This is a genomic window from Spirosoma aerophilum (assembly GCF_054782495.1).
In genome coordinates this window covers 1-20,213 of the sequence record NZ_BAAGSJ010000002.1, presented here as the reverse complement: position 1 = coordinate 20,213, position 20,213 = coordinate 1, and the positions used below count along the sequence as shown (strand labels likewise).

The following is a 20,213-nucleotide window of genomic DNA, read 5'->3' as shown; positions in this document are numbered from 1 at the left end:
TTTTTTGTTTACTTATGTAACAAATGTATTCTTTAAAAAATTAAATAAAAAATAATTAAATGTTTTTTTTTCTCAAAATACGCGATTTTCGCGAACTACTTGATTATCAGCTAGTTTTCTCATGAAGGGTCTAGATCACCCTTTTAGCACTTTTGTACTAATATAACACTTTTATCCAAGCAGATGTTTTGGGGCTATCTAAGAATAATGCAAACGCGTTCGAAGCGCGAAACAGGACGAAGCCTAAAATTGCTAAAAAAAGTGGTACATCTAAACCGGATCAAACCTATCTTCATTCGAGAAGATGGAACTCCCAAAGATGGAGTAAATAACACAAAACCGCCTTTTTCGCCCAGAATGTGTTAGGTACCCCTTGGTACGCTCGCTTATGGAATAAATATAGCGAACCATCGGCCCTTTTACAAACGTACTACCAGCGTAGTACGTTTGTAAAATACACTCTTTTCGGTTATGTTCAGCCCATGAACCAGCCGTTAACCCCCACCGCTCAATACGTCATCTACTACCGCGTCAGCACCAAACGCCAGGGCAATAGTGGGCTTGGCCTCGATGCCCAGCGCGCCTATGTGGAACACTACTACCAGGGCAGGCCGATCATCGCCGAATTTACAGACGTGCAAAGCGGCAAGGATGTACTGAACCGCCCGGAGCTGATGAAGGCACTAGCCTTATGCCAGCAGCAGAACGCCACGCTGGTAGTGGCCAAGATCGACCGCCTGAGCCGGAACACCGAGCAGGCACTTGCCATCTACCGGGAATTGAAAGGCCGTTTGGAGAGCTGCGACATTCCTAACCTGGATAAATTCACGCTTACCCTTTTCATGGCCATTGCCGACCGGGAACGCGAACTTATCGGCATCCGAACCAAAGGCGCGCTAATTCAAAAAATGAAACGCACCGGGCAATGGCGCATTCCTAGCGTCGAGTTTTCGACGGGACGGGCTGCCCGGCTGGGTCATGCCACCATCAAAATCCAGGCTGCAGAGAATCGTAACAGCCGCCCGGCCAGTGCCATGATAAAGCAGCTGGTGGCGGGCGGGCATAGCTGGTCGGAGATTGCCCGACAACTGAATCAGGGTGGTTTTAGAACTCCCAAAGGCGGCACGTATCAAGCTGTCCAAGTGCAACGATTGTATAACCGCACGGAAGAAAAAAGGACCATTTCATAAATCACAGACCGTTGCCGGTTTGTCACTACTATGTACCTAGAAATCGTCAGTTGGAAAATGATTGCCGTGTCAATACCCGTTAAGGACAGGCTGTTGAAGCATGCGGTTGTCGCTACCTTAAGCGACAACACTACGCAGGTAGTCCCGATCTGGACAACCGGCAAAGATCGGAACGATCCTTATACATCGTACAGGGACTTAATAGGTTGGGTCATGATTTGGTTAAACAGGGATGGTTTGGTCCAAGCTGAAATGCATGTTGACTATTGGGCTTTAACCTATTTAGACCAGACAAGAAAAGTCGAGATATAGATGAACCCCAAGCATCTATATTATATTGGCAATATCGATGTTGTCCGGATTTGGTTGCTATTTTGGAAATATCTTACAGACTGGGTGCATAGATGTTTCTTCTTTTCATCGGCACCATATGCGCCCCTTTTACCCTGATACACACGAAATTACCCTGTATGACAGCCCGGCTTTCGAGTTGGTACTGCTGCCCAAGTTCGCGCTTAACGTAGAATGCGGCAGTAGCACAACGGGCTTTGCCAGCCCCGCCGATGATTATATCGAAGCCACACTCGATCTGAATGAATGGCACGGTATCCGAAGGCACCAATGCTTTCTCGTTTCCGCCTATGGCCAATCCATGCGCGATGCAGGCATCGAGGAGGGTGATTTGCTGATCGTGGATACCAGCCTGCAATATCGCCCGAAGGATATAGTCATTTGCTGTTTAAATGGCAGTTACAAAGCGAAAATCATTATGCAGGATCGAGGACGTTTTTATCTGGCGTCGCGCAATCCGTTGTTCAAATCTATCGAAATAAGCGAGCAGGACGACGTTACCGTTTTTGGTGTCGTGAGCGGCCTGAGCCGCAAATTCCGGTAGAGCTAATGGCTTGGTTCGGGCTGTGCGATTGCAATAATTTTTATTGCTCGTGTGAGCGAATCTTTGCCCCTGCCCTATCCACGGCCCCCATTGTCGTCCTGAGTAACAATGATGGTTGCATCATATCACGCAGCCAGGAGGTAAAAGATTTGGGGGTGCAAATGGGAACGCCCGCCCACCTTATCAAAGACCTGATTAAGCAACACGCGATCCAAGTCTATTCATCGAATTACACCTTGTACGGCGATATTTCGGCGCGGGTGATGAACACGCTCAACGACCTGTGCCCGGTGGTGGAAGTGTATTCGATAGACGAGGCATTTCTAGACCTGTCGATCTTTCCGACGCAGGAGTTGGAACCCTTCGCCCGCGAGGTACGAAAAACGGTCAGGCAATGGACGAAGATACCGACCTGTATAGGCATCGGTCCCACGAAAACGCTGGCAAAGGTGGCCAACAAAATAGCCAAAAAGAACCCTGAACATGACGGGGTTTTTGTCATTACCGACGACGTGGCACGGGTTGCTGCATTGCAACAATTCGACGTGGGCGACGTGTGGGGCATTGGTCGGCAGTACGCCGAAATGCTACGCGCCAGGGGCATCGAGACTGCTCACCAGTTCACCGAACTGTCGGACGATTGGGTAAGGCAGCACATGACCGTAACCGGGTCGCGGCTGTTGCTGGAATTGCGCGGCCAGTCCTGTTTGCCGATGCTGGAGCCTCGCACCATCTCGAAAAACATTTGTAGTTCCCGCTCCTTCGGCACCCAGCAAACCAGTCTGGAAGTCATCAGCGAAGCGGTCAGCACCTTTGCCAACAAGTGTGGGGAAAAGCTGCGAGAGCAAAATGCCTGTGCGAGCGTCCTATCGGTTTTTGTGCAGACGAACCAGTTCAGGCCCGACCAGGCGCAATACAGCAAAAGCCAGACGCTGAGCATTGCTACCGCCACCGGAAGCAGCACGGAGCTTATCAAACACGCCCTTCACGGCCTGAAACAAATCTTCCGCGAGGGCTACGAATACAAGAAAGCCGGGGTGATCGTGACGGGCATCGTTCCTGCTGAGCATGTCCAGGTCGATATGTTCAACACCACCGACCGCGAGAAGCAAAACCGGGTCGCGGATGCAATGGACAATTTGAACCAACGCTATGGCCGTAATACGGTAGCATTTGCCGTGCAGGGAGCGCCGGGCAAGCGCACTTGGCAAACCAAGTTTAACCAGCGCAGCCCAGCATATACGACCAAATGGGAGGAGTTGCCAAAGGTCGAATTAGAATAGATAAGCTTATTAATTTCAGCGTAACTTGGTAGGATCGTTCGCGTTTCATGATATATAAAATGATATCACAAATGATACCACTGTATATATCGACATGATATTAATGTTGTATCTGTTTCGATATTATTTGTAGTATTGGGCATGATATCATCGTCAATCTATAAATCATTCATAAACAGGCCCAAATGATATTCACCACAGGCGGAATCAAAGGCGGCAGCGGTAAAACTACACTCGCCACCAATTTGGCTATTCATCTTTCATCCAAAGGCCGCGATGTTCTTTTTGTAGATGCCGACGATCAAGGCTCGGCGCAGGCATTCACGCTACAGCGAGAAAGCGCGACAAATGGCAAAACCGGCTACACAGCCATTCGCCAGTCCGACAAAGAAGTCCGTTCCGAGGTCATGAAGCTGGCCAGTAAATTCGATGATGTTGTCATTGATACAGGCGGACGGGATACCACGAGCCAGCGCGCAGCACTATCTATCACCGACGTCTATTTGGTTCCGTTTTATCCGCGTTCGCTCGATGTATGGACATTGGAAAAGGTGGAAGGGCTTGTGTCTGACATGCAGATTATCAACCCAAAGCTCCGTGCATTTTCTTTCATTAGTCGAGCAGATCCCAAAGGGGGAGATAATCGCGATGTGGCCGAATTGCTGAAAGAATCGGAAGTCGTCACATATTTGGATACATTGCTGGGAATGAGGAAAACTTACGCAAACGCCATCAGCCTAGGGCTTAGTATATTTGAAATAAGGCCGAAAGACCCAAAAGCGATTGAGGAATTTGCCGCATTGTACAATGCTATTTTCACGGCTTTGAAAATCAAGGCTTACTGACCATATTTGTATATCGAAACTCATATCAAATATGATATCTAAAATGATATCACCAACGATATAAGACTTAGTATCATGGCAATAGCACGTTTACCCAAGGCCAAAGCTGAAACCACAACCCCGCCAGTAGTGGATGAAAGCACTGTTGAAGCCCTCATTAACAAGGGCGGTTCCTCTACGCTGGCAAAACCGGCTGAAACAAACCAGGATGAAGACAGAATAAAAACTATCCCGCTACGGACATACGAAAGCCACATTCGGGAAATTGACGAACTGTTGTCGGGGATTCCCAAACGGCAGCGGCCATCCAGAAATGCCTATATCGTGCAAGCGATCGAGGCACGGCTGCAGCGGGATAAGAGCAAGCGGAAATAGATCGAAACGAACTGCCATGTCCAGCGACAAGCCCCCTCAGAATATATTGACACCGAACAGCCGCGTAAGTGATCGGCTGGTCCAAACCGCCTATGAAATTGCCAGTGATAAAGCGACTGTCAAGGAAGCCATATATCAACATTCTGTACTGTGTCAGACGTTTTTGCCCTATCGAAATCCCGGCGACGATCAACGGGTTTGGCAGCAAAGACAGGGCAATGTTAGCTTAGCCGTTCAAGCGGGCAATGCGTTCGATCAGGATGGAGTAATGGGCCCGATTGGCCTTCCATATGGGACTAAGGCCCGGTTGATCCTCGCACATATCAATTCAGAGGCTGTCAAAACACAAAGCCGTGAAATTGATGTAGAAGGCTCTATGTCAGCTTTCATCAAAAGCATAGGTCTAAGCCTCGACGGTCGCACCATCAAAGAGGTGAAAGAACAATTACGCAGATTGTCCACAGCGACGCTCAGCCTTGGATTCAGCAATGGAGTGCGGGGGATTCAATACGATCTGCACATCATCAATACGTTTGATTTGTGGTTCCCAAAGAACGAGAAACAGCGCATTCTTTGGCCATCTCGGGTACAGCTCAGCAGTGATTATTTTGAGAGTCTCAGAGAGCACGCAATTCCGCTAGACAATCGCGCACTAGCTGCACTTTCTCACAACGCTATGGCCTTGGATATTTATTCATGGCTAGCGCAACGGCTTCACCGCATCGAGCCAAACAACGTGCAGTTTATCGCCTGGGAAAATCTCAAATCGCAGTTTGGGCAAGGCTATGATCGCATGAACGACTTCAAAAAGGTGTTTCGAAAAACTTTATTGCAAGTGCGGTCACAGTATTACGGCGCGAAAATCGAAGAAGTACCAAACCGAGGCTTCGATTTGAGGCTATCCCCGCCACCCATAGAACCAAAGGCAATGATCCCTGGCATGGGCACAAGAGCATTGCCTAATTCAGCCCCTACGATAGAGCCCGATGTCCCCAAAGGGCAAAAAACGCCAAAATAATGAGAGTCAGATATTTAAAAAAATAATGTGGCTCAGAAGCACGTGTACTTTGTCTCAGTTCCGAGCCAAAAATACGGGATGACTAGAGGATAACGGCCGCTAACCATCTAAGAATCCGCACATAAAGAAATACGTGTACTTTGTCTCAGTTTGCCGATTTTCGCCGATTATCCACAATGTGGACAGAAAAATGGCAACATTCAGCATTTATCTACGCAAACAGTTGATTATCAGATAATTATTTATCCACGTGTACTTTGTCTCAGCAGATTATAATAATGGCTTATCCACGTGTACTTTGTCTTTGAAATACCGACTTATCCACGAGCAGTTTGTCTTAAAAAGTTCGAGCGGTTTGTCTCACAAACCTATATCTAACCCTATAAAAAAATAATCCTATATCAGTGGCCTGTGTTTTGTGGATAAAAAGGGATTAACTGAGTCTTCGACAAAAATTTTTCGTAGTAGCTGGTGAAAAAAGAAAAGAGGGCGAAGAGGGGCGATCCTAACAAATGACCATATGAACATTGAACAAGCGAAAAAGCTTTCATTGCCGGATTTGATGACGAAACTTGGCCATGAGCCAATGCGGACAAAAAAGGGCGGATACGAACTTTGGTATCGGTCGCCTTTCCGAGAAGAAACCGACGAATCGTTTCATACCTCATTTATCAATGGCAAATGGATATGGAAAGATTTCGGCGACATTGGCGGCACCGTCATTGATTTTGTTATGCGCCATGAGGGCTACACCAGCGTCCGCGATGCCCTGGGCTATCTCCAACACCATTTCAGCACGCCTAGCAGCCGTAAACCAAGCCTACCGAAACCAGCACCGGCCCCCGATCTTTTTTCTTTTCATCAGCAACCCCACCGCGAAGCGGTCGAAAATTATTTGGAATCGGAGTTGGAGTTTTTGAGCGCCATTCCGATCAAAAACCCGGTCATTATGTCATATCTGAACGGGGAACGCCGCATTCCGGCCAACATCGCCAAGCGATATTTGCAGGAAGTACGCTACAAACACACCGCCAGCGGCAAGGAATATTTCGGTTTTGGTATGCAGAACCAGGCCGGAGGCTGGGAAGTGCGCCCGGCATCGAGCAAATACAAATTTAAGGCACCGCTGATCGCCCGCGATATTTCCGTGATTCCCGGCACATCGGCCGAGCGTACCACCGCACACATTTTCGAGGGCATGACCGACTTCCTGTCGTACCTGGTACTAACCGGCGCCGAGCAGCTCCCCGACGATGCCATCATCATGCATTCGCTTTCTTCCTACAATCGAGCAGCGGCACACATTCGCGCCCAGAATTACGAGCATTTGCGGACATATCTCGATAACGACAAGGCGGGCCAGCAGGGGACAGAAAGATTCAAGGCGGATTTCGGGGCAAAGGTTTTGCCCCAAGGCGAAAGGTTCGCCAATTCAAAGGATGTGAACGACGAATTGCGGGCGAGAATGGCCAGCCGCGGCAACAACCGCGGCTAGGAAAGTGCGTGCAGTTTGTCTCATTTGTTACAAAATCTTCGCATGCATTGCCGCCGGTTTGTGGTAAAATCGAACTATGTCAAATCAGGCTGCGCAGATCATACCTTTTCCTTTCCCGCAGTGCGAAGCGCACGATTGCGATACCTACGGAGATGCCGTTTTTCAGCTTAAAATGAAGGCGGCTCATTTGCTGAATGATGTAAACGAAGGTAATTACGTTTTGACGCTGGCCAACATAGATGCCATCCGCGACGTGAACCGCCGTTGCCATGAAGTGGGATTAAGTCCGCTCGATTTCGATTAAAGATCATCATCGCGATTAGAAATTTCGGTATCTTTCGGAAGGTAAACACCTTCTGCTATGGCATCGAAAACGATTGAAGAGATACTGAAGAATATGCCGCCCGAGTCGCGCGCGGCTATCGAAAAAATGTCGCCTGAGACGCGCAAAGGTGTTGAACAGACCGGGCAGGGTTTGGAAAAACAAGGCGTAGCGGAAAAGACTGAATATCAGAGCAACGCACCACAAGCGAAACAGACACGCAGCTCAGAACCGCAAATCAACGAACCGGTTGCCCGGCACTTGGAAAACAACGAGCGCGGAGCGGAGAAGATACGGCAAATCCAAGCTCAGGCGCAGCAGCCCAAAGCCGCAGAGCAGAGCAAGGCGCAGGAGAAAAATACTTCTGATAAATCTCCCGAAAATTACCGGTAACAATTATAAAAAAACTAATTGTGAGATTTCAGGACTTAGATTTTAACGGATTCTTCTTGGATGATATATCTATTTTCAGTGCATCGTCAGGCTGGTTTAAAAACGATTACGCGCTGAGAGTTGAATACACTACGGTGAATGATGTTCACGATGGCCAATATTTGATCAAGGGTGAAATTCGACATCCTGTAAGCCGTCGCGTTATTTTAGGGTTTCCCAGATTAAAGGATTTACCCCCTTACTTTGAAAAAAAGGGAATAAAGTGTAGCGCGGAAGAAGTAACAAAAGCGTTGCTAGAAATCGAGGCATTCCCCACAAGAGAGAGAGATTTAGAATTCTTTGCACGCTATAAGCTATATGATGGTGTTCACTCCTTTTACGTCGCTGCAGACAACAAATTTTACCCACACAAAAAAGATTGGGGAAAAAGAGGCCAGCTAAGGGCTATTTGTGTTTTGGAAGGCCGATATTATGGAGAATTTGGCTATAATCGAAAAACGCAAAATTGCGAATGGCCAATATACAATGTGGCTTTAAATGGTCGTGATCGACACCAGTTAACAAAATATTTCAATGCTCGTTTGATTGTTCGCAACGAAAAAAGTCCACCGCGAAGGATGAGCAAATACGATCCCCCACCAGAACCAATCTTTTACATGTCCTAAGCCTTGTCGCTCCAAGGAGTGTTAACAGTTAGGTTTGTGATGATTGGCTGTCCTGCATCTGGTTCCTGATCCTGGCCAGGGTGAAATTCCCGCAGTTCCTTGACCTTTTCGCGCAGCAAGGACTGTTCGATTTTTTCCAGCCCTTTGCCCGTCAGGGTAAAAACATGCGTCGTGGTTTGAATAGAAAGCGTCTCAGGGGGTGTGTAGAACCATCCAAGTAGGTAGGCGTACCCGCACCCGTAGATATGCCCTCTACGGTCGATTATGCGAAACCTGGGGGCATTGCCCCGCTTCTCCATGTGTTGCACTAAGGCACGGTATTGCCCATCCTCGTTTTCTTCCGTCTCATTCGGTTCAGAGTTCGGGGCAGGTTTCACCAGAGCCGGGTAAGCCTGACGGGTGTATTTCTTGAGGATCTCGTCTTTATCGCTCGATGCCCCGGTCGCGTTCGTCGTTTCCATAGAAGTCTTTGTGATTATTGTCTCCATATGCGGCCTCGTAATATTTGTATGCAATATCATCGCGTACCGCTTCCACGGCGCGGCTCGTATGGTAGGAGACCTTATGTGTCAGGCTATGGCCAGCATAGGCCGCTCGTGCGTTATTCTGGTGCATGACCTGGCGCACCTCTTTTCCCCATTCGGTTTCGTAGCCTCGTTTTTCCAGGTTTGTGACCTTCGGCCCGATCTTGGGTTGCGGTTGCCGCTCGATGCCTTTTGTTTGAAGATTTCGCAAATCGAAATGGATTCCTGAATCGGCTTTCTCGGAAGCATGGTTGAGGATGCTTTCATAGGAATGCCGCATGTCGGCCAGAACTTTTTTATCGTCCAATCCGCCAATCCGTCCAGTGAGTTTTTTGCCAAATTGGCCATCTTCGACCGGGCGCAGGGTGAACATGATATGGGCATGCGGGTTGCGTTCACCATCGGAGGCTTCGGGGCTGTGAATGGCAAAATCGGCGACCAGACCCCGGCTTGTCAGGTTCTCTTTTACGAAGTCGCGCACCACCTCTTTGTGTTGCTCCATGTTAAGATTCCGGGGCAAGGTTAGCACGATTTCTTTGGCGAGCTGGGCATCCTTTCTTTTTTCACCCGCTTCTACCCCGTTCCACAATTGTTGCCGATCCTTCATCCATTCGGGCGCACCGTCTGGGGTGATGATCTCCGAATGCAGTACATTTTCTTTCCGGGTGAAGTCGTAGGTTTTTTCGTATCGGTCGTCTTTTAGAACTTCTCCAGAGCGATACGAAGCACAGGCGACGACAGAGCGAGCAGTTACAGCAGAACCGGAACGGTAAGCCGAAGCCCCGACTGCCGAGCGGCCCCCGGATCGCGAAATGGCGTTGATGTGCAGATTAGCATGCATGCTTTTGTAGGGTAATTTGTAAGTGCGCGTATAGGAGTTGCTAGCGCAACTCTTGAACAAGATACTAATATTTTTTAGTCACACGCTCAAAATGCTTTAAAATTACTTCAGGTAATAAGACAGTGAGAGCAATCTACAGCTTGTGCATAGCGTCTTTAGCTGCGTCAATAACTCGCTGAACAGTTTTGGCGTGCCACGCTGATTTACCGCTTGGCGAAGCTATTTTTCTTTCGGAAAGTATACTAGCTAGGCGATGTAGAGAAGGTTGTTCACCTTTATGGGTTTCACTATATTCTGCTTTTATATGTTCTATTTTATCAGCCAAATTCTGATTATTTTGTGAAGACTTTTGAACCCTGTTTGAGTTCATTAGATTGTACCTTATCCTTGACTCCCGAATTAGTAGGCTTGTTGATAAAGATGTTTGCTCGGGACTTTCCGCGCTAATGAAATACTGTTTCTCTTGTACAGTTTTTAATAGAGTTTCATCAGAGTAATACTCTTTATCCGTTGCCAAAATATTGGGCCGAATTCCAAATTGGCTAAATATAAGTTCACACTGCTGCTGGGCAGCTTTCGAATTCAACAAATGATCCTCCTTAGCAACAGTGGGTAGTATAGACTCATTTGCTAAATTGATATCTTGATCGAAATCCAATTCTTCTTCTTCTTTTGCAATCGAAAATTGTATGTTTTTAGGTAAACCATTGTATATATGGCTTGCTTGTTTTTTTTGATTTTTTAGAATATGGTTTTTTATTAAACAGGTAGCAGCCTCTTGCATCCCTCGACGGACCATATAAGTATCCGATACAAAAATAAGCACCTCGGCATGCTGAGTTAGTGATGTAATGTCGTTATAAAGCTCCTCGGCTCGCTGGAATTGGTCAACCCTACAATATTTTATTACTAGCTCAAAAATTGCTGCCGCCACACCACTGGCAATAGAAGTATCATCTATAAATCGCTGACAGAGCGGTTTGATGTTCTGATATGCTTTTTCTGCTTGCTCTAATTGAAAGGCGGTATAGCACTTAATGAGAGAGAAAGTAGCTATGCACAACTCCTTAGTGATTTTATCATTTTGTGGGAAACCTTGATGTGCTGATTCTATGTCGCTATAGATCTTTTCAGCCTGGTGTAAGTGATTTCTACCTTTGAGCGCTTCGATAATGTGTGCTTCGACCAGCCGCCGAGCGGACACGCTAATACCTTCAGCAAAATCATAAATGTCAGGGAAAGTGTAATATACAGTTTCTATTTCTTGGTATAGTTCATCGGCTTCGTGCCACTGTTTTTCATGACAGTATTTCACAATCAAGTTTTTAGCCTCAATGAATCTGTTATAATGAGCATACCAATTGCTAGTAATAGAGCCTCTATTACTAGCAGGTTGATTATTATTCTCATTTTTCCTTTCCAAGGAAGCCTGATTATCAAGCTCATTTTGACTTATTGTACTCTCTTCCTCCATAATACAAATTAACAAAAAAATGGGAAATCATTTGGAAAATAAAACTAGGGTAATACCTTTGTTGTGGCTGTGGCGTTTGTACAAATGCCACAGCCACAACAAAGGTATATATTGCTGATTATTCACTGTTTAAGTATTTTTTGTTTATGCTTGAGTTTAATCTCGATTCTGTCCTGTACCACTTCAACGGTACGCACCCTTTCACGACCCGCCAGGCGTGCGAAGGGGTGCAGATCTTCGGAGGCATCGGCTCCGGTAAAACGTCTGGCAGTGGCGCAGCCTTAGCGAAAGCCTATTTGCAGGCAGGATTCGGTGGCCTGGTGCTTTGCGCCAAGAAAGAGGAACTTTCTACCTGGCAAGGCTACGCCAAGGAGACCGGGCGCACCGATAGCATTTTGGTTTTTGACGCTAGCGGAGACTACTGCTTTCCTTTCTACAATATGAGGTTGACCGTGTAGGCGAAGGGGCCGGATATACGGAAAATCTCGTTCGGCTCTTTATGACGGTTTACGAAGCCGTCAGCCGGAGCAAAGGAAACAGTGGGGCAGACCCCTATTGGTCGGGAGCCATGCAACAGTTGATGCGCAATGCTATTGACCTGTCACTAATTGCCAGAGGCACCGTATCTGTGCCGCTCATGCACGAAATCGTGCGATCCGCTCCCCAGAGTGCCGACGAGCGCAACAGTGCCGAATGGTGGGGAAAAAGCATATGCGCTCAACTGCTGACCGAGTGCCAAAGTAAGGCACTCGACCGGTGGGCCGATTACGATTTAGAAGCCACTGCCGGATATTGGCTCGATGAGTATCCCAATATCAGCAGTCGCACCCGATCGGGTATTGTATCTATGTTCACGACGACGACTGACATTTTCTTACGTCGTCCGTTTCGCCGGTTGTTTTCGGAGGCTCCAGAGAATCGGGAACAGATTGCCTATCCCGAATTGACACATCACGGAGCGGTGATCGTCATGCACCTTCCTGTGAAGGAATTTGGCGATGCAGGGCGGGCGGCTCAGGTGGTGTACAAATACATCTGGCAGCAGGCGACGGAGCGCAGAAATGTACAGGAGAATCCCAGACCGGTTTTTCTATGGGTTGATGAAGCCCAGAATTTCGCCACGGAATACGATATGCAGTTTCAGGCCACAGCCCGCAGTTCACGCGCCTGTACGGTTTATCTGACCCAGAATTTACCAAACTACTATGCCGAGATGGGAAACCGCGACCGCGTAAACTCCCTGATCGGAAATCTTCAAACGAAGATCTGGCACGCCAATTCCGACCCCGAAACGAACACCCATGCCGCCGAGGTCATTGGCCGGAGCTGGCAGACGCGCAGCGGTGAATCGCAATCCATTGGGGGACAATCGATCAGCTTAGGCGAATCAAAGCAGGAAAGCTTTGACTTCGATGTGATCCCACAAACCTTTACTCGCCTGCTAAAAGGCGGGCCAGAAAACGGTAATACCGTTTTTGGCATCGTCTTTCAGAACGGGCGGAAGTGGGAGAAAAACCACATGTATCTACTTACAGCTTTCAAACAGTAAACAACTAAAAACAATGCCTAATCAACAACCAAGAGACGTCACCGGCGGCGAAGCCGTTTGGGGCTCGATGTTTCCAGGCTTGGGCCTGATCAATTACGTCTGGGGCGTAGCGACCGTCCCAATGGAAGTATTCTTACGACGCGGGTTTGGGGAGCGGTATTTCACCCAAGCCAATTTTTTCGGCGGGTTGGTTCTGCTGCTGCTGATCCAAATTATTAGTTATCTGGTTGGCCTGCTTAATCCGCTCAATTATGTGTGGATGTTTTTCGGGCGCGGTGGTGCCTCAGTGGATAGTATGCTTGGGCCCATCACCAAATGGTATGTTATCATAGGGATGCTGCACTTTCTGGGCATCTGGTGGCGGAATATTATCGGCACCCCGGTTCACACATTTTCGGCGGGCAAGTCGTGGCTCCGACCCATTGGTATCATTGTCATGTTCGTGCTGAACCTGTTTCTGGACAACATCGTGCGGCTGATTTTTGCCCTGAGTCCGAGACTCGATAAACGGCGGCTGGATTTCGCGTTGCCGGTTCTCTCGGATGTAGACACGTTCACCGAAAAGTGGATTGAGCCCGCCTTTATCGCGTTCATAAGTCTATTTGCTGCCGCAGTGGGTCAAACGACTGTTTTCCTATGGCTGCTTATGTCTGCCGCAGCTATGAACATGTACACTGGCCTGCGTCATCAGCAGGAGCGGGGCTACTGGTTGAATATTCAGGATTCCATGATCGAGGCCGAGTATTACAATCAGTCCAAAAACGCCGAACGTGCCGCTATGAAGCGGGCCAATGACCGGATGATGCGGAAGACCGCCTACGAGGTGAAGCAGAACCCGGAACTGGTCAAAGTTATCGAGCGAAACAACCCGACCTTGGCTGATGCGATGCGAGCCGTGCAGGGTGAACCGAAGGCGGACGCATCAACGAGTGTATAATTAAATTCCCTGTTGAACTAGTAAACAACACAAACATGAAAAATGAACATGCCGACGAAGGTTTATTCGTCAAAATCCAAGCCATCGCGAAAGACGCGAAAAAGAGTGTGCTCTATCCCGTTTTTGTGGGAAGCGTCGTGCTGAAAAAGCCGACCACGCCGATCATCGACAAAGTGCTGATCGTGAGTGCCATTGCTTATCTATTCCTACGCACGGATATAATTCCCGACGCAATTCCGGTGCTCGGTTATGCCGATGACATAGCCGCGCTACTATGTGCCATCAGCCGGGTTTCGCGCAACATATCCCCGGCGGTCGAAGTCGAAGCGCAGGCCGACTATGACGATTATTTTGGCGAACGCCCGAATACCCTGAGCTAGGTTAGTTTATTGCTCAAAGCCCCTTATCTCCAAAATAAGGGGCTTTTTTTGTTCTCACTTGTAATGTGTAATATTACGGGCTACAATGGTGTTATGATTATAAATTTCCGGCACAAAGCTTTGCAGCAGTACTACGAAGAGGGCAACGGCGCGAAGCTGCCCGCGCAGTATCTACGCAAGATCAACCGAGTTCTTGACCAATTAGACGCTGTTTCATCGGTCAGCGATATTCAGCAAATGGGGTCAGGGATTCACAAACTAACGGGCAATATGGCGGATTTTTGGTCGATCACCGTCACGCCAAACTATCGGATCATTTTCCGCTTTGAAGGCGGAGACATTCACGACGTGGATTACGTCGATTATCATTGAAGAAAGGAACCAGCCATGAAGCGTAATTTAGCCCCCGTGCATCCCGGCGAAATTTTGCGGGAAGAATATATTCAAGAGCGCGGCTTGACGATTACCGAGGTAGCGAAAGGCTTAGGTATTGCCCGTGCCAATCTTTCGGCCATTGTGAACGAGCGAGGAGGCATAAGCCCAGAATTAGCCGTGAAATTGTCTGAGGCTTTCGGCAACACAGCGCAGTTTTGGGTAAATCTTCAAAAGAACTATGAATTATGGCACGCTGAAAAAAAGGTAAACCGATCCAAGATTCAGCATTTTGGCAGCGTAGGCGGCAGTTTGCAGCCCGCGTAGTACAAAAACAAAATTTCAATTTATTAAAACTGATGGATCTGTATTTGCCAAAATAGCATTTTTGGAAACGCCGATTTTTGCATCAAGAGAGAATTTAATGTCGATAAAAACACTCGAAACTGTGGTTCAACAATTTGAAGTAGAATTAAATGACGAAGGCAAAATCGTTGATTTTTTATCAGGCGCAGTACTTGAGCCGAAGCCGGAAGAATTTGTAAGACAAAAGTTTCTTCGGGTACTGCATTTTGAGTACCAATATCCCAAAAACGTCCTTGCACGAGAAATATCAATATACCACGGGAGCAAAGAGCTTACGGACCGAGAAGGTCGAGCTGTTAGGGCTGACATAGTGGTGTATAGCAGCCAAAGGGCGTGCAGGGATAAGGACCAAGGAAATATTGAGCTTATTGTTGAGTGTAAAGCCCCAAAAGAAGAGGGTGGGTATGGCCAACTTGTGTCTTATATTTTCAATACAAGTGCGAACGGGGGAGCCTGGTATAACGGAGAAACGATAAAATACTACCGACGCCTAAGTGCTCCATCAAATCAGTTATTAGAATGGACAGGTATTCCAAGAGTTGGCGAAGCGTGGGATGCCCTAGGGAGACGTAAGAAGGTAGATCTAAGAAGGCCTAAAGATATTAAAGGCATACTACGAAGATGCCATAATAAGCTCCATGGTAGGGGTGTTGATGGGGACGAAGACGATTTAACATTGGATATGGTGAGGCTGATTCTTGCAAAAGCAATGGATGAAGAACTCGCAGAAGAGTATCCAAACTTTTACTGCACACCGGAAGAATATTCTACACCAGAGGGAAGAACTAGGGTTGCAGCTAGAATAGCCAAACTCTTCGATGAGGTGATCGAGAGCAATCCTGATGTGTTTGTTCCTCAGGAAAGAATTACCGTTGGTGACAGAGCTATTTGTGACGTTGTAATTGAACTTCAACCTTACAAAATGTTGAGCAATCTTCATGAATCGGAAGATTGGGACATCATGGGCTACGCCTATGAGCAATACACCGCCACTTACCTTAAAAAGCAAAGAGGGCAGTTTTTTACAAACCGGCTCATTGTTGATTTTGCAGTAAAAGTATTAGATCCAGGATACCAAGATGTTATTCTAGACCCCGCAGGTGGATCTGGCGGCTTTTTGACAGGTGCAATGAGATACGTCAGGAAGAAAATTCTTGATAGTTCGGCAACTGAAACATCAAAACAGCGGCAGTTAGATAGGCATAGAACAAACCTGTTCATGATCGAGATTAGCAAAAGGCTAGTTAAGATCGCCAAGACTGCAATGATTTTAAATGGCGATGGTCACACTGGAATGACACAGGGTGATAGTTTGGGCGCATTCGATAACTTCAATGAGCATGTAAGAGCTAGAGCTGGCCTTGGTAAACCCAAAATTATTATTACCAATCCTCCTTTTGCTGGAGTCGGGGAGGGGAGAATTACAGAGCCTGCAATCTTAGATAATTTTATTTCTGGAATTAGATGGGCAAGCAAAAATGGAGATTATCAGCCAACTGGGGAAAGAAATTCGGAGGGAGTCCCTCCTGAAATGCTTTTCTTTGAAAGGTGCCTAGATTGGTTATCACCGGGCGGTAGAATGGGTATCGTAATGCCCAAGAGCTTTTTAGACACACAAACATACTTTCCAGTCAGAAAATTACTGCTCGATAAGTTTAAACTACTAGCCGTCGTTAACTGCCACAAAGACACGTTTCAGCCTCATACTGGTGTAAGAACGTGTGTCGTTTTTGTGCAAAAACCTCTGGAGAATGAAGTTATAGAGGCAGACTACAGCATATTCATGGCTATTTCTAAAAAGGTAGGCCAGGACAGCGAAGGACGGCCTGTTTTCAAAAGAGATAATGACAATAAATTAACCGAAGAAATTGACCACGATTTGGATCAGATCCTGGATGATTATAGGGCATTCAAAGAAGGTGGACTTGTAAGTTCAGAGTATAGATTTCAGATTTCAAAATCTGAAATAGATCAGCTTCTTAAAATCAACCCGCAGGCGTATTTGCCAAATCTCAATGAGACAATAAGGAAAATAGAAGCCATTGATGGCAGGTCGGGATGGAGCGTAACAACTTTAGGCCAAATCAACTCAAATATTAGGATCTTTAAAGGGCCTCGTTTAAAAAGTGAGACCATTATCACAGACCAAATAGGCGAAAATGTTGAGCCTTATTACACTCCGTCCGCTGTGCTTCAGGAAAAAGGCGAAAGTGCAAAGCTGTTCAATATAGCACTCGCAAGTCCTTCTCAACTTAAGGCTATAAATGCGATAAGAGTTAAACGAGGCGATATTGTAATTAGCCGTTCAGGAACTATTGGCCGAGTCGCATACATTACTAAGCGGCTTGATAATGCTATAGTTTCGGACGATCTAATTCGTGTTAGACTTCCAGAGGAAGAGGACATGAGGCTTTATATGTACTCCTTCCTACAATCTAATGCTGCATACGATCAGATGATACGGAATGAGTACGGAGCAGTGCAACAGCACTTAGAGGCCCAACATATAGCTGATATGCTTATTCCTATCCCTGATGATTGGGAACACGTTAAGCACATAATTGATAGTGCTAGGACAATCATTGAAAACAAGGAAGCTCTTGAAGATGCAAATCAGAAAGGTGATGCAGCTATCCATGAATTTTTAATGGAATTATTCACCCCACCGCCAGTTGCATTATAATCCCAAGAATTAAACTTATGTCCTCCCAAGCCGCCAACATAATTTCAAACCGTAATTTCAAATCTCTTTTTCAGAGCCAAGCCCGATATGAAATCCCCTTTTTCCAGCGTGGATACGCTTGGGAAAAAGCCCAATGGGATAAACTATTAGAAGACGTTGATACCGAGATTCTAACGCAAGTAGAAAATGGTGATTACGATAACGAGGAGCATTTTTTCGGCCCGGTTGTCGTGCTCGAAAAAATGGGTGGCCATCACTCGCTAAAGCGGTTTTTGATTATTGATGGTCAGCAGCGCATTACTACCGTTTACCTCATGTTGGGCGTAATCGTGAAATTGATGCAAGAGAAACAAACCCTTTCCCCGGAAGCATCAGGGCATATTTCGACGCTTCAAAACCTGCTTTTCAACAATGTTGATGATGCAGATGAATATTTCCGTTTAAAGGTTTTCAGCACAAAAGGGGACCGCTATCCTACCTTTTTGGCCTTATTTGGGCGTAATCCGCAAAGCCCAAAATTGCAGGAGGACATGCAATTATATGTCCCAGCACAAAATCACGTCGATCAGCTCGTAAAATATCTGCGGAAGAATCTTAAGCATAAAAGCGTGCCGGAATTGTGGCAGCTCTCCCAGGCTCTACTACGCAGCTTGAAAATTGTCTGGATTCCCCTGGATGGTGCAAAAGACGACGCACAGGCCATCTTTGAGAGTTTGAACGCTGCGGGGTTGCCTCTCTCTGCATCGGAACTGCTGTGCAATTACCTGTTCCGACCGTTGACCAACGACCAGACGAACGAGCATGAAAAATTGCATAACGAAAAGTGGCTCACGGCTCAACATGCTGTAACGGAGGAAGGCGGCAATTTTGAAGATTACCTTCGCAACCTGTTTTCCATCGGCTCAACCAAAATGGTTGGCCACGGTCGAAGGCTTTATGTTTTCTTCAAAACGAAAAACCGCTCACTGACTCATGAAATAGCGTTGGCCCGGTTGGATGAGATTCACGGGAATACCAAGTATTATAACCAGGTATTGAAGCCTGGTAAATTCATGGCCCACAATCCAGAATTAAGTGTATTGTTGGCGCGTATCAACGAAACTAACATGGATACAGCCCGGCCCTTTCTTATGGCCCTGCTGCGCGGTCTTGATACCGGCACCATGATTGAGAGCGATGTTCGCGCCCTTGTCCGGGAAACTTATGTTCTACTGGTGCGGCGGAAATTAACCGGTCTTTCAACCACGAAATACGATGTTCTTTTTCCTTCACTCATCAGCCGAATTGCATCAGAGCCAAACAAGGTAAGAGCGTTTCAAAAGGCTGTGCAGGACGAAAACGTATGGGTTTCCGATCAAGAATTGGAAGATGCACTGATCCAGCGGGAACTATACAAGCCCCGAGAATTGGCATTCTCGCGCCTGGTTCTACAGGAGATCGACCGACACATGCAGCCGCATGGCGAGTATCCCGATTATTCAACTATTCCCACCATCGAGCACGTTTTACCACAAACGCCAGATGTGCCGTGGAAAGAATATTTGGGAAATGATGCTTATAGCCCTGACCTCGTTCGGATAACGAATACATTAGGCAATCTGTGCTTAAACAGCCAATCGGCCAATAGTAGCTTTGGTCGAGAACTCTACAAAAAGAAGCAGGAATTATACGCGCATCATCAGTCTGCTTTAAACCGCGACATTACCCAGCGCCAAGATCAATGGACGTTAGAAGCCATCAAAAAGCGTTCTCAAGATTTAGCCCAACACGCCCTTAAAGTTTGGAAGTGGGCACCGATGCATAATTAGGATTGATAGCCCGGTTTGGGCTTTCTTTCTGATGCCTTTGTTCACAAGCAAACGTTCATATGCATGTGAACGGGCTAGGGACGATACTACAGAGACCGACGTGGCATTGCACCGTCAGAATAGGTCAATGTATGCCAATTAGGGTAAATGGCAGCAACTTTGCATTGTCAAAGGCCATGAGCCAAGTTGTCATTAAATCTGATTACGAAATTGGCTACCCTTCAGGGGCTTTGTAACTTTGTATTGTTGGATTTGGCGACATCAGCATTGTGCGCCCGATCCTACGATACTTGCCCTTTTCGATTAAGCGTTCGCAGTCATTTATTTTTGATCTCACACAGTAAAAATCTTTGTTCTGATTTGATAATCAGGGCGTTGCAAAATACTTTTGAAAACAACAAAACTCGCCCCTTCTGAGAGCGAGTTTTGGAAATTAAAAAAGCTTAAATTGCGAGGCTAACCAACTGCTGGACACAGTTAGGAGGCCCGTAGGCACTCGCGGAGGAGGTGCCAATTTCCCACACTCAAAACATACTACAGATATGCAGAGAGCGATCACCCGAGTTAGCAAAGGACATGCGATCCTACGCTTTCTCAAAAAGTACCAGCCCGTTATCACTTGGATAGGGATTCTGGTGCAAATTGGTGTAACTATCTGGATGTTGACGCATCCACGTTAGTCACACTAACCGTTGTAAACGGAAACCCATTGCCTTTCGGCGGTGGGTTTTTTGTTTACTTATGTAACAAATGTATTCTTTAAAAAATTAAATAAAAAATAATTAAATGTTTTTTTTT

21 protein-coding genes are annotated in these 20,213 nt (G+C 46.8%); 18 read left to right on the top strand and 3 right to left on the bottom strand.

Translation table 11 applies throughout. The features are described from left to right. Positions 1 to 482: 482 nt before the first annotated feature. From ACYVK4_RS01905 to ACYVK4_RS01860, 10 genes are all read left to right on the top strand, one after another. The gene (locus ACYVK4_RS01905; protein ID WP_461125801.1) at positions 483 to 1,190 is read left to right on the top strand and encodes a recombinase family protein; all 708 of its coding nucleotides are present in this window, start codon (positions 483 to 485) and stop codon (positions 1,188 to 1,190) included. Positions 1,191 to 1,620: 430 nt separating this feature from the next. After that, positions 1,621 to 2,085, top strand: a complete 465-nt coding sequence (locus ACYVK4_RS01900; protein WP_461125800.1) for a LexA family protein — start codon at positions 1,621 to 1,623, stop codon at positions 2,083 to 2,085. 5 nt (positions 2,086 to 2,090) lie between these two features. Continuing rightward, positions 2,091 to 3,368 (top strand): Y-family DNA polymerase, encoded by a 1,278-nt coding sequence (locus ACYVK4_RS01895; RefSeq protein WP_461125799.1) that lies wholly within the window; start codon positions 2,091 to 2,093, stop codon positions 3,366 to 3,368. A gap of 185 nt (positions 3,369 to 3,553) precedes the next feature. Beyond that, complete coding sequence (locus tag ACYVK4_RS01890; RefSeq protein ID WP_461125798.1) at positions 3,554 to 4,213, top strand: AAA family ATPase; 660 nt, start codon at positions 3,554 to 3,556, stop codon at positions 4,211 to 4,213. 75 nt (positions 4,214 to 4,288) lie between these two features. Further along, positions 4,289 to 4,588 (top strand): hypothetical protein, encoded by a 300-nt coding sequence (locus ACYVK4_RS01885; RefSeq protein ID WP_461125797.1) that lies wholly within the window; start codon positions 4,289 to 4,291, stop codon positions 4,586 to 4,588. Positions 4,589 to 4,604: 16 nt separating this feature from the next. Then, positions 4,605 to 5,606, top strand: coding sequence for a replication protein RepA (locus ACYVK4_RS01880; RefSeq protein WP_461125796.1), 1,002 nt, complete (start codon positions 4,605 to 4,607; stop codon positions 5,604 to 5,606). Positions 5,607 to 6,126: 520 nt separating this feature from the next. Beyond that, positions 6,127 to 7,101, top strand: coding sequence for a toprim domain-containing protein (locus ACYVK4_RS01875; RefSeq protein ID WP_461125795.1), 975 nt, complete (start codon positions 6,127 to 6,129; stop codon positions 7,099 to 7,101). A 76-nt stretch (positions 7,102 to 7,177) separates the two neighbouring features. Then, the gene (locus tag ACYVK4_RS01870; protein WP_461125794.1) at positions 7,178 to 7,405 is read left to right on the top strand and encodes a hypothetical protein; all 228 of its coding nucleotides are present in this window, start codon (positions 7,178 to 7,180) and stop codon (positions 7,403 to 7,405) included. Between the two features lie 57 nt (positions 7,406 to 7,462). Beyond that, entirely contained in the window at positions 7,463 to 7,816 is a 354-nt protein-coding gene (locus tag ACYVK4_RS01865) for a hypothetical protein (RefSeq protein ID WP_461125793.1), read from the top strand. A 20-nt stretch (positions 7,817 to 7,836) separates the two neighbouring features. Continuing rightward, entirely contained in the window at positions 7,837 to 8,481 is a 645-nt protein-coding gene (locus ACYVK4_RS01860; protein WP_461125792.1) for a hypothetical protein, read from the top strand. Here the strand turns inward: ACYVK4_RS01860 and ACYVK4_RS01855 are convergent. The 3 genes from ACYVK4_RS01855 to ACYVK4_RS01845 form a co-directional block, all read right to left on the bottom strand. Then, complete coding sequence (locus ACYVK4_RS01855) at positions 8,478 to 8,942, bottom strand: hypothetical protein (RefSeq protein WP_461125791.1); 465 nt, start codon at positions 8,940 to 8,942, stop codon at positions 8,478 to 8,480. The genes ACYVK4_RS01860 and ACYVK4_RS01855 overlap by 4 nt on opposite strands. Continuing rightward, a complete protein-coding gene (gene mobQ / locus ACYVK4_RS01850; RefSeq protein ID WP_461125790.1) occupies positions 8,905 to 9,846 on the bottom strand; it encodes a MobQ family relaxase in 942 nt (313 codons plus the stop codon). Before mobQ ends, ACYVK4_RS01855 begins: the two co-directional genes overlap by 38 nt. Before the next feature lie 133 nt (positions 9,847 to 9,979). Beyond that, positions 9,980 to 11,320, bottom strand: coding sequence for a hypothetical protein (locus tag ACYVK4_RS01845; protein WP_461125789.1), 1,341 nt, complete (start codon positions 11,318 to 11,320; stop codon positions 9,980 to 9,982). A 146-nt stretch (positions 11,321 to 11,466) separates the two neighbouring features. On the opposite strand from ACYVK4_RS01845, the gene ACYVK4_RS01840 reads away from it, so the two are divergent. The 8 genes from ACYVK4_RS01840 to ACYVK4_RS01805 all read left to right on the top strand — a co-directional run bounded on the left by ACYVK4_RS01840 (position 11,467) and on the right by ACYVK4_RS01805 (position 19,415). After that, positions 11,467 to 11,778: a hypothetical protein gene (locus ACYVK4_RS01840; RefSeq protein WP_461125788.1), complete on the top strand. Its 312-nt coding sequence runs from the start codon at positions 11,467 to 11,469 to the stop codon at positions 11,776 to 11,778. A 41-nt stretch (positions 11,779 to 11,819) separates the two neighbouring features. After that, the gene (locus tag ACYVK4_RS01835; protein ID WP_461125787.1) at positions 11,820 to 12,869 is read left to right on the top strand and encodes a type IV secretory system conjugative DNA transfer family protein; all 1,050 of its coding nucleotides are present in this window, start codon (positions 11,820 to 11,822) and stop codon (positions 12,867 to 12,869) included. Positions 12,870 to 12,882: 13 nt separating this feature from the next. Further along, complete coding sequence (locus ACYVK4_RS01830) at positions 12,883 to 13,806, top strand: hypothetical protein (RefSeq protein WP_461125786.1); 924 nt, start codon at positions 12,883 to 12,885, stop codon at positions 13,804 to 13,806. Between the two features lie 35 nt (positions 13,807 to 13,841). Then, entirely contained in the window at positions 13,842 to 14,186 is a 345-nt protein-coding gene (locus tag ACYVK4_RS01825; RefSeq protein ID WP_461125785.1) for a YkvA family protein, read from the top strand. Positions 14,187 to 14,249: 63 nt separating this feature from the next. Next, entirely contained in the window at positions 14,250 to 14,558 is a 309-nt protein-coding gene (locus ACYVK4_RS01820; protein WP_461125784.1) for a type II toxin-antitoxin system RelE/ParE family toxin, read from the top strand. Between the two features lie 15 nt (positions 14,559 to 14,573). Continuing rightward, positions 14,574 to 14,885 (top strand): HigA family addiction module antitoxin, encoded by a 312-nt coding sequence (locus ACYVK4_RS01815; RefSeq protein WP_461125783.1) that lies wholly within the window; start codon positions 14,574 to 14,576, stop codon positions 14,883 to 14,885. Between the two features lie 61 nt (positions 14,886 to 14,946). Further along, the gene (locus tag ACYVK4_RS01810) at positions 14,947 to 17,607 is read left to right on the top strand and encodes an N-6 DNA methylase (protein ID WP_461125782.1); all 2,661 of its coding nucleotides are present in this window, start codon (positions 14,947 to 14,949) and stop codon (positions 17,605 to 17,607) included. A gap of 17 nt (positions 17,608 to 17,624) precedes the next feature. Next, on the top strand, positions 17,625 to 19,415 hold the full coding sequence (locus ACYVK4_RS01805; protein ID WP_461125781.1) for a DUF262 domain-containing protein: 1,791 nt from the start codon (positions 17,625 to 17,627) through the stop codon (positions 19,413 to 19,415). The last annotated feature ends 798 nt before the right edge of the window (positions 19,416 to 20,213 follow it).